This window comes from Catenibacterium sp. RTP21428st1_D7_RTP21428_210409, assembly GCF_040227455.1.
Lineage (GTDB): Bacteria > Bacillota_I > Bacilli_A > Erysipelotrichales > Coprobacillaceae > Catenibacterium > Catenibacterium mitsuoka_A.
Genome location: NZ_JBEHVX010000056.1, coordinates 1 through 16,256, shown reverse-complemented (window position 1 = coordinate 16,256; position 16,256 = coordinate 1). Strand labels below are relative to the sequence as shown.

Here is a 16,256-nt window from a genome sequence, read left to right as displayed (position 1 = left end):
TGAATGATATCGCATCGTTCATCGAGCCCTGAAATCTGTCATTCATCAAGTTTTTCATAAACTTTTGACTCTACCTAATAATATTTTTCCATTCTCTTTAAAAATCCTTTGTGCATAATCACTACCAAAGCGTGTTTTAACTTGAACATAAGATTCATACATTCTAGGATGTCTGCTTCTCAAGTTATGTGCATCACTACCAACAAAATGTATGAGTTTATTTTCTAATAGGTTCTTTACTGTCTCTTTTACTAATGATCCATAGTCTCCAAGTATTGAACCTTTATTCATCTGTAAATAACCACCACTGTTGACTATTTCTACTGCAATATCAGGATTAATCTGAATTGCTTCAAAACGTTCAGGATGAGCCACTACAGGAATATAACCCTTATCCAATACATTTTGTACTGCTTCAAGAATCACTTCTTCTTCTACATCAAAATAGAACTCCATTAAAAGATACTTTGTATCATTTAATGTTGTAATTTCTTCAAAGTGTCTTTCAAAAGATTCATGAGACCTATATAAGAACTCACAGCCTAAATACATCTTAATAGGAATACCGACATCCTCTACTATATCTTTAAATTGACCAAAGAGTTCTTTAATTTTATAGTTCGGATTCTCAAAACCATATGCATAGGCCAAATGTGGCGTTAAGACAATCTCTTTTGTACCATCTCTATACGCCTCGTCCAACATATCTAGACTCATATCTACACTACTAGATCCATCATCTACAAGAGGAAGGATATGACTATGTATATCAATCATAAGTTCACCCCTTTTAATAAGTCATGCACAATATATCACATAAATTTACATTTGTGTAGAAAAAATCGGTACAATTGCATGAAATAATTATATATTTCATAATTTTTAATTTTTTTACTTTTAAAGCGCTTTTTTATGCTATTGGTGCATAAAAAAAGAATATATTGAAAGCCTTTTCAATATATTCCTGTATTTCTGTTACTTATTTTTCTTTAATGAAGAAAGGATTAAGCAGCCTACTACTGCACCAATAGCGATTGATACTAAATACATTGGCCAGTTACTTACTGTTGCGATAACGAATACACCACCATGAGGTGCTCTTAATTGACAATTGAAAGCAACTGATAAACCACCAGCAATAGCTGAACCAATTACACATGATGGAATAACATGGATTGGATCATTAGCAGCAAAAGGAATAGCACCTTCAGAGATAAATGATAATCCCATGATATAGTTAACTAATCCAGCATTTCTTTCTTCTTCAGTCCATTTATCTTTGAAGAATGTAGTAGACAAAGCAATAGCAAGAGGAGGTACCATACCACCAGCCATAACAGCTGCCATTAAGATGTAGTTACCACTTGCAAGTAATCCTGTAGCTGTGACATAAGCAGCCTTATTGAATGGACCACCCATATCGATAGACATCATACCACCTGCAACAACACCAAGAATAATACCATAGTTACCTAAACCACTTAGGAAGTTAGTTAATGCCTGGTTGATGATGGACATTAATGGGTTGATTGCACTGGCGAAGATTGCCATTACAAATACACCAAGTAATGGATATAAGAGGATAGGTTTAACACCATCTAATGATTTTGGTAAGCCTTTGAATACCTTCTTTAGTAATAGAACGATATAACCAGCAACAAAACCATATAGTAATGCACCTAAGAAACCAGGTGTTGCAGCTACTTTAGCTGCACTAGGATCTAAGAATGTAGCACCAGATTTAGCAAGTAAACCGCCTGCAAAACCTACAGCTAAACCAGGACGGTCCGCAATAGACATGGCGATAAATCCAGAAAGGATTGGTAACATCATACCAAATGATACGTTACCCATGTTATTAAACCAAGCAGCAAGAGGCGTAGAAGAACCAAACTTAGCCCCTGCACTCTTATCATCTACTAAGAATGAGATGGCAATCATGATACCACCCGCAACAACGAATGGTAACATATGACTTACACCATTCATTAAGTGCTTATAGAAGCTTCTACCAGCACTTTCACTTGATACAGCTTCTTTTATATCAGCACTTGCATGATAGATAGGTGCTTCACCATTTTTAATCTTATTAATTAATTCTTCAGGATGACGGATTCCTTCAGTGACTGGAACGATTAATACTGGCTTACCATCAAAACGAGCCATTTCTACGTTCTTATCTGCTGCAACGATAATACCATCACATGCTTTAATTTCATCTGCAGTTAAGGCATTTCCGATACCTTCAGAACCGTTTGTTTCAGCCTTTAATGGATAACCAAGCTTTTCACCAGCCTTAGTTAAGTTTTCTGCAGCCATGAAAGTATGCGCAATACCTGTAGGGCAGGCAGTAACAGCTAATACTTTATATCCAGTAGTAACTGGTGCTTCTGCTTCTTTTGCTTCTTCAGCATCTTTTTCTGCTTCCTTCTTATCGATCATGCTTAAGAATTCTTCTGGTGTCTTCGCATTTAATAAGTCTTTACGGAAACCTTCATCCATTAATAACGCAGATAATTTAGCTAATGCCTGTAAATGAGTGCTTCCTCCATCAGCTGGAGCTGCAATCATAAAGAATAAGTGAGCAGGCTGACCATCTAATGATTCATAATCAACACCATTAGGCACAGTCATAGCTGCTAACCCTGGTGCTTTTACTGCAGCCACCTGAGCATGAGGAATCGCAATTCCTTCACCAATACCAGTAGAAGTCAATGCTTCACGGGCTAAAATACCTTCTTTGTATGCATCCTTGTCTGAGATCTTTCCAGTTGCACACATTAAATCAATAAGCTTGTTAATTGCTTCATCTTTTGAACTGACTGAGACATTTAATTCAATGCCCTTTAAGTCCAATAACTCAGTAATTTTCATATTGTTTAATCTCCCTTTAATTGTGCGAGACATTCATCAATGAAGTCTCTTTTCGCAAGCGAATATGAGAATGCTGTTGCTCCACCACATGCAGTACCAAGTGCTAAAGCTTCATCATAATCACCATTATTTAAATAACCAGCCACAAAACCAGCTACCATAGAATCACCAGCACCTACAGAGTTCTTCACTGTACCCTTACATACACCTAAGCGATGTGTATTACCTTTTTCATCTACTAATAAAGAACCATCACCAGCTAGTGAAATCAATACATTACGAGCACCCATTTCCTGTAGTTTATTTGCATACATCACTAGATCTTCTTCAGTTTCTAACTTAACATCAAAGATTTCTTCAATTTCATGATTATTAGGCTTAATCAAGAATGGATGATAAGCTAATACATTAACTAATAACTGTCCAGTTGCATCTACTACAAACAAGATACCCTTGTTCTGTAATCTTTCTAGAATTTCTTCATAAATTCTAGGACTAATGCATTTAGGAATAGAACCAGAAAGAACTAATACATCACCTTCTTTTAATGTATCAAGCTTTTTGAATAACTTTTCTACATCTTCATCAGTGATTTGAGGTCCCATACCATTGATTTCTGTTTCTTCATCACTACGCATCTTTACATTAATACGTGACATACCTTTTTCTACCTTGATGAAATCAGTCTTGATATCATACTCACTCTTAGCACGACGTACAATTTCATCACCTGTAAAACCAGCCACAAAACCTAAAGCCTCAGACTCATAACCTAATTCTTTAAGAATTGCGGAAACATTAATGCCCTTACCTCCACAGAAGATATGTTCTTCACATACTCTGTTAACTAATCCCTGTTGGAAATGATCAACTGTAATAACATAATCTAATGCAGGATTAAAAGTAATTGTGTAAATCATTTACATGGTCTCCTTTTTCCATAAAAATCTTTTTATTACAGCGCTATTATATGATGTAAATGCTTTCTTTGTCAATAGATTTCATGTAAATAATTTACTTTGATTAATACTAAAAAGTATGACAACTAGATGTAAAAACATCTTTGTCATACTTTTTCTGTTATCGGTCACTATACTAATATATTATCTCTTATCTACCGCAAACATCTCTTCACACTGGATCATAGACTTATGTGCATTCTCTACCATCACTGTTAAGAATAAGAATATAATCTCTATAACAGTCATTGCAGAAACTCTAGAAAAACAGAACTCATCAAGAAAAAGTTTTTCTCTTGTTGCAGTTGTAATATGATATTGTACTTCTTCTCCGATGGCAGAATGAGCACTATTAGTAATACCTAAAGTCATAGCCCCATTCCTATTGGCTATCTTAACTGCTTCTAATACTTTATCTGATTCACCAGAGTTACTAATTGCAATAAGTACATCTCCTTTACCTAAAGTAAAAGAATAAGATAACTGTGTTTCCCATATAGTACCTGCAGTTGTAGGTATACCTAATTCATTAAACTTAAAAGCTGCATCAATAGCCACAGGAATCGTATTTCCTACCGCTACTACCTGTATCCTAGAAGCATCTCTAATACCCTCTAAAATCGCTTTAAATTCGTCTGTATTGATCTGATTTACTGTCTGTTTGAGTTCAGTAATCTTATTCGCAAGAATATTCTGTAATGATTGTGGTATATCCTCTACTGATATTTCATTAGATACTTCACCACTCTTATGTGTATCCACTAATTCCTGTGCTAAAGAGATCTTTAACTGGGCAAAACCTTTTAAACCTACCTTACGACAAAATCTAGATACAGATGCAATAGACACATCACTTGTTTCTGCAAGTTCAGATACAGTCATATCTACGACTTCTTTTGGATTATTTAATATATACTTCGCAATCTTCTTTTCAGCATCAAATAACTGATCATATAGCACAGTAATATTATCTAATACACTTCCCATTTCTTATTCTCCTTCTACAATGAAATTCCTTACATCGTCATGTTAACACAAAAAAATTCTTTACACAAACAAATAGAAAAAATGAGAGAAACATTAATATATACCACTCATTTAAGATGCATCATCATAACAATAATTTGTATCAGTTATCTTTTTTAAAATTTATCATATCAGTATTGTGATCAGATTACTTCTTATCATTATTGATAAGAACGTAAAAAAATAACTACCTCGCTCCCTGGTAAAGTTTGAGGTAGTCATTTACTAAAAACAAATCCAAGGACAACCGCATACTGGCTGTTCCTCTTTTCGACTCCATTATAGTTTACAATCAAACCAAAGTCAATATATACATCTGTTTGAAGCTTCTGAATGAGAAAAAAGAAAAAGCAGACTTTCGTCTGCTTACTCTACAGTGAATTCTTCACCCTTCAACATTTTCTTAATATACTGCTTATTCTGTTCTACACTATTTACATCAGGAATAAGGTAATAAAGTCTTGTATCAGGCATATAATATCCACCCTTCATCATCAAACCATTACCTGCTACCATAGAAGACTGGAATGACCATGAAGCATTGGTATTAAGCTGATCATTCGCAATTCTAGCCATTTCATTCATCGGCATATCAGTCACAAATGTACCTTCAATAGATTTTAAGATATCCGTATAATGAGTAATGATTGCTGGAGAAGCCATCTTTCTAATAATAGCCTGTAGAACTGCCTGCTGGTTCTGTGCTCTATGACGATCACCAGTAGTATAGGCATGTCTTTCTCTAGAGAAGGCTAAAGCCATCTGACCATTCATATGGTTCCATCCTTCTTTAATAGGCTGTCCATTCCATACAGATAAGTCTTTATCTGAATAAACATCAACACCACCTAGGGCATCTACTACTTCTACTAATGATTCAAAGTTAACTCTTGCATAATAGCTAATATCTACATCTAAGAAGTTTTCTACTGTCTTAACTGTATTTTGTGTACCTGTTAAGCCAGAATGTGTGAGTTTATCTTTCTGAGAAGCATCTGCCAAAGTTACATAAGCATCTCTAGGGATACTAGTCAATAATACTTTATGTTCAGGGATATTAATAGTCATTAAGATATTCACATCACTACGTGATACTTCCTGTACACTTCCACGAGAATCAATACCAGAAATATATACACAGAAAGGATCCTTTAATACATCTAAAGTCTTTTCTTCTTTAATCTTATTGTATGATTTAAACTTTGTTGTCCAGATCACTCTTGTATCCTTATCAAAGTTCTTTTTATAGTCTGTAACTAGATCTCTAGAACCTTCATTAATAAGTATTGCATCTACTTTTTTATCATATAATGCATCTACAATCGCTTCTACACCATACAACTCACTTACACCATAGTTAGATATTTTCTTACTTAAACGGTTCAATGCTTCATTTATTTTAGTTCCATTAGGATTATATCCTACTGTCTTCTTTAAGAGATCATTCATCTTTTTGTATTTACTATTCTTTCTAACCACTAATGAATATGTTACATAATCATATTCGCTAGTTACTTTATTGTAGGCTGCTTTACCAGACTGAATAAAGATACATCCTATAATTAAGAATATACTAATAACAATAGAAATAATCTTACCTGCAAGAGGTCTTTTCTGTACCTTTCTAGATACGATAGGTCCTGGTTTTGCGACTAAATAGACAAGTAATGCAAGTACTGCCAAGAAAGACCCTATCACAATCAAATAACGCATAGGTAAAACTTTTACAAATATGATACTAATCATAAGTATGATGCTTAATACTATCTGAACACCGATAATAAAACGATGATCAGTCATGAAACCCAACTTTTTCTTCATCTTTTATATCTCCCATTCCCAAAACAGCACGAAAGTATACATATTTTACAAAAAATGTATAAAAACGTGGTTGACAAAACCTAGTATAGCACATCACCTTATTATATGTAACAATTTCACCAAGTAAATTTGTTATTTGTAACAAGTTTACACTCCTGTAACATATTTATATGTTGTATTTATTACTACAACTAAAAAAAGAAGAACCTTCAATGAGGTTCTTCCTAAAAACATTAAGCTTCTTTCTTCTTTAATAATACATAACCTAATAATGAGATCATTGAGAAGAATGCGAATACTCCTACCATAGTAGTATCACCAGTTGCTGGTTTAGTACTTGGTTTTACTTCTGGTTTAGAAGGAGTAGTAGGTTTTTCTTCAGGAATACTTGGTGTAATAACTGGTAACTTTTCTAATGCATCCATAGCTTTTCTTAAGTCTTCAGTTAATGCATCTACTTCTTCCTGAGTTAATTCATTCTTATTTTCTAATGCTTTTTCAGTTGCTTTAATGACGTCTAATAAGTTCTTATAGCTCTTTTCTGTATATAACTTACTATCAGTCTTCTTAGCCTGATTAAGCAATAGTTCAAGTTCAGCTGTATTACCACGAGTAATAAGCTTCTTAGAAGCTTCTTCTAATTTATGAGTTAAAGCTTCAATTTCAGCACTTGTATGTTCAGCTTTTAATTCTTCTTTGATTTCATTTAATACAAGATCAAAGTCTTTCCAGCTAGATGCTGTATAGTCTTCTTCTTTATAAGAAACCATTCTATTTTCTAATGCTTTTATTTCTGTATCAGTTGCTTTAAGAACTAAGTGATTTCTTGCATCCTGTAATGCCTTATAAGCATCTTCTACTTCAGTAACAGTTGCATCTTCTTTATTTAAGATTTTTTCTGCATTCTCTAATGCTTCATTAAATGGTTTTACTGTAGAAGTTAAGTAAATAGTAGTATCTAAATTCTTTAAGTTATTAGAATCGATGTAGTTTCTAAGTTCCTGTTTACTCATAGATGCTTTAGTGACAAGTCCTGCTTTAGCCTGACGCAATGATTCAATCATTGTATTGACTGCATCTTCAGTCGCATCTTTATTAGTCACTAGTTTCTTTGCTTCTACTAATACTTCTTCTAATGCGTTGTAGCTTTCTTCTGTATAGTCATCTTTAGAAAGCTTTTCAATATCTTTAATTTCTTGATCGAGAGCTTTTAAATCACCACGTACAACTAATGCATCAAAAGAGGCTTTAAGGTCAGCTTTTGCAGTTTCTAAGGCATCCTTTTCACCCATCTGAGTGTTATATACGTCTAATGCGTGAGTTCTTGCTGTACTATATGCTTTATAACTTGTTGTAGTGTACTTATCTTCATCTACATGTAAAGAGTCAATGTAGTTCTTCAGGTCCTTAGCACATTCACTCTTATATTTATCATCAGTCAATGTGATAATTTCAGAAATAGTAGGAATATGATTTTCTTCCCATTCAAACTTTAACTTATATACATTACCATGAGGGATATAGAATTCAATTAAAGATTTTCTTAAAGTACCTAACTGTACCCATTCTTTATCTTCTTCAGGTACATTTCTAGTTGTTACTTCTTTATCAATTAATGCATATACCTTAGCATTGCTGATTTCACCCTTCTGGATAATATTGAATTTCTTTACATCAAGCTTATCAGAAAGAGTATAAGTGATATAACCTGCTTTATTTGATCCTGGTTTATAAGCTGTTAAAAGGTCACCATCAATCATATACTGAGGTTTATAACCTTTTGCTTCTGTGACATTAGAATCAAATGTAGGGTCATTATCTTCAGGCGCATATTCTCCATCATTGATCATGATTTCGTTGAATACAACAGCTCTAGAATGATTAGATGCAGTAAATAGGATTCTTAAGTAACGAGCTGGTACATGTTCTGCAGTACCTGATACATATACCTTATTAGGATATGTACTAGATGCTTTATATCCTGCATCAGAATCGATACATTTAACCATTGAATCACCAGTGTTTTCAACACCATCACCAATTGTCACAACATCTGTCCAGTTTTCTAAATCACTAGAAACACTGATAATACCATCTCTAATATAGTTATAGGCACTATCCTGACAATACATTGCAATCTTATCGATATTTCTCATCTGACCTAAGTCATAGATAATATACTGTCCTTTTAATGGGAAATCACCAAATTCTGTTGTAGAATCAATGTTGCCATCAAATGCAGCCCCATTGTTTCTAGAATCTTCTGCAACACCCCAAGATGGGTTGATAGTCATAGTTGTCTTATATAAGTATGGTGCAGTGATTTCTGTAGAATGTACCACAAACTTATTCATAGTTAACTTCACATCAGAACTCTTCTTATTGATCAAACGTACATAACGTGCATCTGGAAAGTTCTTGTTTAAGTCTTTTACTTCAACCCAGTCATGTGCATTCACTGAAGCTTCTAATACAACTTCACCACTATAATCAAGTTCTAACTGTTTTAGATCTTTAACTCTTGATAACTTCACACCTACATATTGTTTAGGTGCCAAAGTCATTTCTTTTGTATACACTAAATCTGTACGATCTAATGTACTCTTTGAATGTAACTTATAGTCTGTATTTGTATAAACAGCCTTGTCATCATATTCATTCACTACATCAGTATGGTTGAATGTCTTTACCTTCCACCAATAACCTGCTGTATCACTCTGAAGATGTAATTCAAGGTTTCTTACACGAATTGCCTTAGCAGTCAAATCCTGGTCTTCTACATTTAAATGAACAGTGGCATCACCAGCATATTCTTTTAATGTCTTCCAAGTTGTACCATCTTCTGTATATTCTAATGCATATCTAGTGATCTTATCAGTACCACTATCCTGTACGAAATTGATAGTACCTAACTTCTTAATGTTATTGAATGTAAGAGTCACTGCTGCATCTACTGGAATATAGTCCTTGATTTCTCCTGCTTTATATGGAGATTCAGCAAAATGCGCATATGTAGATTCATTATCATCTAATAAGTTATCTAATGAACCACCCTTTACACCAATCTTAGTCATAGATAATGTACCCTTATCAGTGCTTGTAGAAGGAGTAGTCGTTGGGTTAACTAAGATATCTCTTACACCTAACCAAGTGTTACTCTTATCTGCAGTCGCAATCATACGGATACCCTTAACACCTTTTAAGTTAAGGTCTGTTAATTCTACATTGTTTGGTAAGTCATATTCTGTTTCATTGACATCAGTCCAGTTCTTACCATCAGTAGTATACTGTACTTTCGCTTTTAAGAATGTATCTCTAGGGTTAGAGTTCGCACCCATTCTAAAGATGACATGGTTTACATCAATTGCCTTAGAATACTTGATACCTACATAAGTACCTGCAGAAATAGTATTAGGGCTCTTGTAAACTAATTCTGTAGAAGCATTACCATCAAAGATGTTATCTTCCTTACCATCTGGAGTATCTTCACGGTTAGTGATATATTTCGCAATCTGTTTATCTGGATTAACGATTGTAGATACGACTTCAGATAAATAAGAATCTAATGATTTAATAAATGGTACGATATGCTGTACACCTACTTCAGCATATTCTAAATGGTCTACATAGTGGAAACCATAAGACTTGCTCTTTTCAAAAGCAGCTTGTGCATTGGCATAATAGTCCCAGATAGATGCATTGTCTTCTTCATTCTGTGCAGCTCTAATACCTTTAATATAGTTTAAAGCAGCATTTGTTGTATCATCCCAGCAGTTTAACCAGTAAACAATCTGAGACTTGATTCTTTCATTACCGCTTGCACGATAAGTTTGAGACGCATTCTGTAATACTGTGAATTCGTTGATGATGTCATCAAATTCTTCATCAGTGATCTTTTCACCTTTAGATATTTTAGTCTTGAATGCATTGAGTTTTTCTTTTAATTCAACAGATTCTTCTAAACGAGTCACTCTGCTATCCATATTCTGGTTGATCATATGTTTAGATAATTCTCTTAAAGCAGTTGATGCTTCAGTTTCTTCATAACCATTATGATCCACATATTTGAATGAAGCATCATAGCACTTATTTGCTTCTTCTTCAGTTTTCCAGATATTCCATGAATAACATGCATTACCAAATATTGCGACTTTACTTGGTTCTGACTGCTGCATTGGGTTTAATACAATACCCTGTATCTTAGAAGGATCAACACCTGGATGAAGGAATGTTGTATAACCACCCATGATTAGATGCTTCTTAGAGTTATCAGTACATGGCCAGTTAATCCACATATAAGGACCACGACCTGCAGTATTAGTGAATGAAGAAGTAAAGTTATTAGTTACTTCACCCCATACACGTCCACCAGTCATAATAATCTGTACGTTTTCAGGGAAGTCACGGTAGTAAGACTGACCATAACCCATATATTCCTGAGTACAGAATGGTAATGTCAACTTTAAGCCAGGGTAAGAAGGCTGTAATTCTTTAAGCCAGTTAGACATATCTGTCAATGTTCTTGTATAATTAGCACCACCTACGTTACCAGCATCGTCTGCAAGAATTGCAATCTGACGAACACCAGCATCAATAACCTGTTTAAACTTAGCCTGCATAACCTTTAAGTCAGCCTGATAGTTTGCTTCAGAGTTATAACGGATTGGGTGATTCATATAAGGATGTAAGGCAAATACGAAACGGCATTTAGATTTGTTTCCAGCCTCTGCAAGTGGTTTGATCTTTGTATTGATTTCTTCTTCTGTATAAAGGTCACGCCACTTAGCGTTATGCTTTGGATCATCTTTAGGAGCATAGAAATAAGAATTAAGCTTATAATAGCCTCCCCATTCCATCAATTTACAACGATCTTCTGTTGACCATGGATTCCCATAATAACCCTCAATAAATCCACGGCTTGCAACATCCGCATAATCCTCGATAGAGAAGTTTCTAATTGTTTTCCCCTCTACCTGTTTAAAAATGTGATATAAGCTTGTAAGTCCATAAAAAGCAGCATCCGTATCTTTACCTAAGATAGAAATAGTGCCTTTATCAGACTTTAAAGCATAAGAATCAAGTTTATCAAATAAACCTGCTGAAGTTGTTCCAAACTGTGAATCTACATATTGTTTAGAACCCTTCACACCAACAAGAATGTTTGTCTTTCCAGCTTTCTTTTCACTAGAAATACTTGCATTCATGCCTTTTAATGCAAGAACTTCATTTAGTCTTGCTTTTGTGTCTTCATCAATACCATCTTCATAGACAACATTGACCTGACTTGTCATTTCATAATCCCCATCACTATAATTCATAGAATGTGGATTAGGATAGACTTCATACCCTGTATCAGCTTTTACAGTCACTGGAAAAGCTGATACACAGCCTAATGCAACAAGAAAACTTACTGCATAAGTAATGATTTTCTTTCCTTTCATCATGTTCTCCTTTCTTTTATATTTTGTCTCATTTCATGCTCCTAGTTGATGAAATGAGTATTCAAACATGGATTTTTACAAAAAATAAAGACCAAATAAAGTATGACAAAAAAATGTATGTCATAATCTTTATTTGGTCTTGCCTGCTTAGAGTAACAATCCACATTGACTCAATTAGTATAACAGTATCTATTATATTAAGCAAGCGTTTTCATATCTTATTTTATGATATTTTTAGGCATTTGAAGTCAGCAGAACATGAAACTGATAATTTAATCATGCCAACAATTAATAGTTTATTATGATTTTTTGATAAGAACGCAAAAAAATAACTACCTCGCTCTCGGCAAAAGTTTGAGGTAATTATTTCAAACATACAAATCCAAGGGCAACCGCTTACTGGTTGTTCCTTCTTTCATATTCATTATAGTTTACGCCAAAATCAAAGTCAACATGCATCTTTTTATAGTTTTACTGCATGACACGTTTAATATGTATACACAAGAATGTCTGTTCATCCGGTGATAAATCATATTTATATTTCTCTTTAATATGTTTCACAATACGATTAATACACATAGAGAGTCTTAAATTCTCTTTTAATAGTTGTCTGATGTCTTCTGTTGTATCTTTAAGGTTTATTTCCTGTCCTATAAAGATACGTTCAGCTAGATATTTTAAATGCGTAGAGAGTCTTGCATAACTGAGTGACTGAGGAGAAATAGTCACCTTCATACTATTTTCAATAATACCGATAATATCAGTCACAAAGCTTAATATCTTAGTCGCATTATGGGTATTATTGTCCATTGAGAAATTCACTAAATGCAAGGCTATATAGTTGGCTTCTTCTAGATCCAATGTAATACCTGTTTTCTTCTTAATATAGCTTAATGCCCATAAACCTATTTCATATTCATTCTTATAAAGAATACTTACATCTCCAAGTATGACATAAGGGATTCTTATATTCTCCTGCTTACGTTTTAAGGCAAAGGAAATATGATCTGTCATAGTAAGGAATATTTCCCCATAATAGCGTGATTTAAGCTTCTTAATTGCACGAGAGACAATCTTATCAGTCATCTCATAACAATCAGGAGAGATATCATCTTCTCTTTCTAATCTTTTATGAGGGTCTTCTTTAAACATATATGTCTTTTCTATTTTAGTGGAATCAACACTATCCCCTACCTTCTTCTGGAACCCTATTCCTGAACCTGTTAGGATAATATCTCCTAATTCTGGTGAGATAGCCGCAATGGAATTGTTGTTGAAAATCTTAATAATTCTCATAATAGTCCCCTTTACATTAATATATCGTTCATCGCATCCGCAATGAACTGGGCATTGGTGCCTACTAATATCTGTACATTATGGTTTCCTGCAATTGTGACATGTTCATAGCCTAATTGAGATATTTCGTCTTTATTAATAGAATGTATGTCATTTAACTCTACTCTTAAACGTGTAATACAGGCATCTGCAGATATACAATTACTTCTACCACCAAGAGCTTCCACAAAACAAATAGCCAAATCATCATAATCAAATGATTGTTTTGTACTAACTTCATCTTTCATACGTCCTAGTGTCATGAGATTAAAATGAAGAATCATAGTTCTAAATACAATATAATAGAGCACACCACAGATGACTCCTAAAAGAATCAAATAGTTGGCATGATAGGAGAATGGTGCCTTAAAACTCAATATATAGTCTATAAGACCAGCTGAGAAACTAAAACCAGCGAGCCAGTGAAATGATGCAGCTATAAACATCATGATTCCTGTCATGACTGCATGGGCGATATATAAACTAGGTGCTAAAAACATAAAAGAAAACTCTAATGGTTCTGTAATACCTGTTAGAAAAGATGCAAGAGCAGCTGAAAGCATCAATGTGCCTACTTTCTTTTTCTTATCAGGTGAGGCACATTGATAGATTGCCAGTGCGCCTGCTGGTAAACCAAACATCATGACAGGATAGAATCCTGCCTGATACGTACCAGTCACACCTTTAATACCTCCTGATACTGTACCCCAGAATCGTCCAATATCATTAATACCCGCAACATTAAACCAGAAAACAGAATTTAGGGCATGATGTAATCCTGTTGGTATAAGAAGTCTATTAAAGAATCCATATAAACCAGCGCTAATTGGTCCTAAACCTGCCATCCATGTTCCAAAATGAATAAATGTTTCATAAAGCATCGGCCAGACATACATAAAAACACCAGCAAATAAAAGTGTAATCATACCTGAAATAATAGGAATGAATCTTTCACCACTAAAGAATGATAAAGGACCAGGTATTTCTATATGATTGAACTTCTTATAACAGAAGGCGACAATCAATCCTACCATAATCCCGATAAACGCATTATCCGTCTCACCAAAGGCAATAGAGACTTGGCTTATATGTAAACCCGAGATCAATGAAATGCCCTCAGGAGAGAGTATTTTAGTGATCATGAGATAATTGATGACTGCTGCCAAAGACAACGATGCATTCTTCTTATCCGTCATACCGATTGCGACAGCAATCGCAAAAAGGATAGGAAGATGATCTATGACTACACCACCTGATAATATAAGAAATGCCGCAAATGGATTATTGACACCCCACCCAATAGGATCAATCCAATAGCCAATACCCTTTAATAATGCAGCCAGAGGCATAATAGTCACTGGAAGCATCAGGGACTTACCTAATTTCTGTAAAAAACTCATATTGATCCCCTTTTCTGTACTAATCTATATTACTATTATATAGTAATTGTTTCAAAAATAATTACAGAATACAAAAAACAGCAATGTTTTTATAACGTGGTAATTATAACATTTTAATACCATTATGTAACCCCTAACACTCATTTTTTGAAGCAAAAAAAAGGAAGACTAATCTTCCTTCATAAACTTATATGTACATACACCAATAAGAGCACCTACAAGTGTAACAACCATCGCAAAAATCAACATGCTTTGTAGTCCTAATGTATCCTGTAAGACACCACCTAGATAATTACCTAAACAGAAGCCAAAACCATTGGCCATCATTGTGATAAGAGTCTGACCTGCCATTTGATCTGATTCAGCTAGGGCATCATTACAGTAATATGTATAAGTGGCAAATAGTAAGCCATATGAACATCCCTGGAACACCATACCAATTAATAAGACAATAAGGTTAGGTGCTAAAGCAATTAAGAAGTTTCTAAAGATATACATGACTAAGCCAAAGACAATGAGCTTTTCAGGTCCAAATTTTTTCTTTAAGCGATATGTCATTGTCATAAATGGTGTTTCACTGGCTGCCATAAAGAAGATGGCTATACCATAGAATGATGAATCTCCACCAAGCTTCTTAACAATATTAATCAAGTATGTAGATAAAGATGTCGCACCCGCAATCGCAAAACCAAATCCAAGTAAGAATAAAAAGAACTTCTTATATTTCGTGATCAAGCCAAATGGATTGGCTGGCTTTTCTGTTGATGCGTTCTTAATAGTAGAATGTGGTAGGACAAGCAGGTTAATGATAAATAGAACACTTGAGATAATAAAGACAATGTAGATAACAGATGGTTCAAGCCATTCTACTAAGTAACCCATTAAAAAGGCACTAGATGCATAAGAGAATGAACCAAGTCCTCTTGCAAGTCCAAAGTTAATATCATGCCCCATCTTGACATAGTCCATCGCAAATTGTGATAAAAATGGAACAACACAAGTAACCAGGAATAATAATGCGATATATAGTACCATGACGACTACTTTAGGTAGTGTCATAAAATAAAGAGCACTAAATGATGCGAATAGTATAGCATAGATTCCTAAGATCACATTATGTGGTGTGAGTGCTTCATAATTATTTGGTAAGTTAGAGATATTAGCTGAAAGTATAAGCATCATAATACTTCCCATTGCAGTTACTATACCAATTTCTGTATTTGATAAGCCTTTATATTGTAAGAAAATGGCTACATAACCAAAAATCGTACAGTTAGTAATCCAATATAAGAACTGGATACAATTGTATTTCATTTGTAAGCGTTTCATAATTTCCTCCATTTCCCCGCGCCTTCGTTGCGCGGACACAAATATATAACCAAACTCAAATCCCCCAAAAC

9 protein-coding genes are annotated in these 16,256 nt (G+C 34.2%); all 9 read right to left on the bottom strand.

Features of this window, described 5'->3' with window-relative positions:
• Window positions 1-54: 54 nt before the first annotated feature.
• Entirely contained in the window at window positions 55-777 is a 723-nt protein-coding gene (locus tag ABUA27_RS08605; protein WP_349820574.1) for a CpsB/CapC family capsule biosynthesis tyrosine phosphatase, read from the bottom strand.
• Window positions 778-975: 198 nt separating this feature from the next.
• Window positions 976-2,874 (bottom strand): PTS fructose transporter subunit IIABC, encoded by a 1,899-nt coding sequence (locus ABUA27_RS08600; protein WP_330040088.1) that lies wholly within the window; start codon window positions 2,872-2,874, stop codon window positions 976-978.
• 5 nt (window positions 2,875-2,879) lie between these two features.
• Window positions 2,880-3,794: a 1-phosphofructokinase gene (pfkB, locus tag ABUA27_RS08595; RefSeq protein ID WP_303352975.1), complete on the bottom strand. Its 915-nt coding sequence runs from the start codon at window positions 3,792-3,794 to the stop codon at window positions 2,880-2,882.
• A gap of 183 nt (window positions 3,795-3,977) precedes the next feature.
• The gene (locus ABUA27_RS08590; protein ID WP_330040089.1) at window positions 3,978-4,820 is read right to left on the bottom strand and encodes a MurR/RpiR family transcriptional regulator; all 843 of its coding nucleotides are present in this window, start codon (window positions 4,818-4,820) and stop codon (window positions 3,978-3,980) included.
• A 405-nt stretch (window positions 4,821-5,225) separates the two neighbouring features.
• Window positions 5,226-6,680, bottom strand: coding sequence for an LCP family glycopolymer transferase (locus ABUA27_RS08585; protein WP_349820573.1), 1,455 nt, complete (start codon window positions 6,678-6,680; stop codon window positions 5,226-5,228).
• A gap of 233 nt (window positions 6,681-6,913) precedes the next feature.
• Entirely contained in the window at window positions 6,914-12,121 is a 5,208-nt protein-coding gene (locus tag ABUA27_RS08580) for a beta-N-acetylglucosaminidase domain-containing protein (protein ID WP_349820572.1), read from the bottom strand.
• A gap of 471 nt (window positions 12,122-12,592) precedes the next feature.
• Window positions 12,593-13,417 (bottom strand): PRD domain-containing protein, encoded by an 825-nt coding sequence (locus ABUA27_RS08575; protein WP_349820571.1) that lies wholly within the window; start codon window positions 13,415-13,417, stop codon window positions 12,593-12,595.
• Window positions 13,418-13,428: 11 nt separating this feature from the next.
• Complete coding sequence (locus ABUA27_RS08570) at window positions 13,429-14,856, bottom strand: PTS transporter subunit EIIC (protein ID WP_349820570.1); 1,428 nt, start codon at window positions 14,854-14,856, stop codon at window positions 13,429-13,431.
• A gap of 168 nt (window positions 14,857-15,024) precedes the next feature.
• A partial coding sequence (locus ABUA27_RS08565; protein ID WP_349820569.1) for an MFS transporter occupies window positions 15,025-16,256 on the bottom strand: 1,232 nt, incomplete at its 5' end.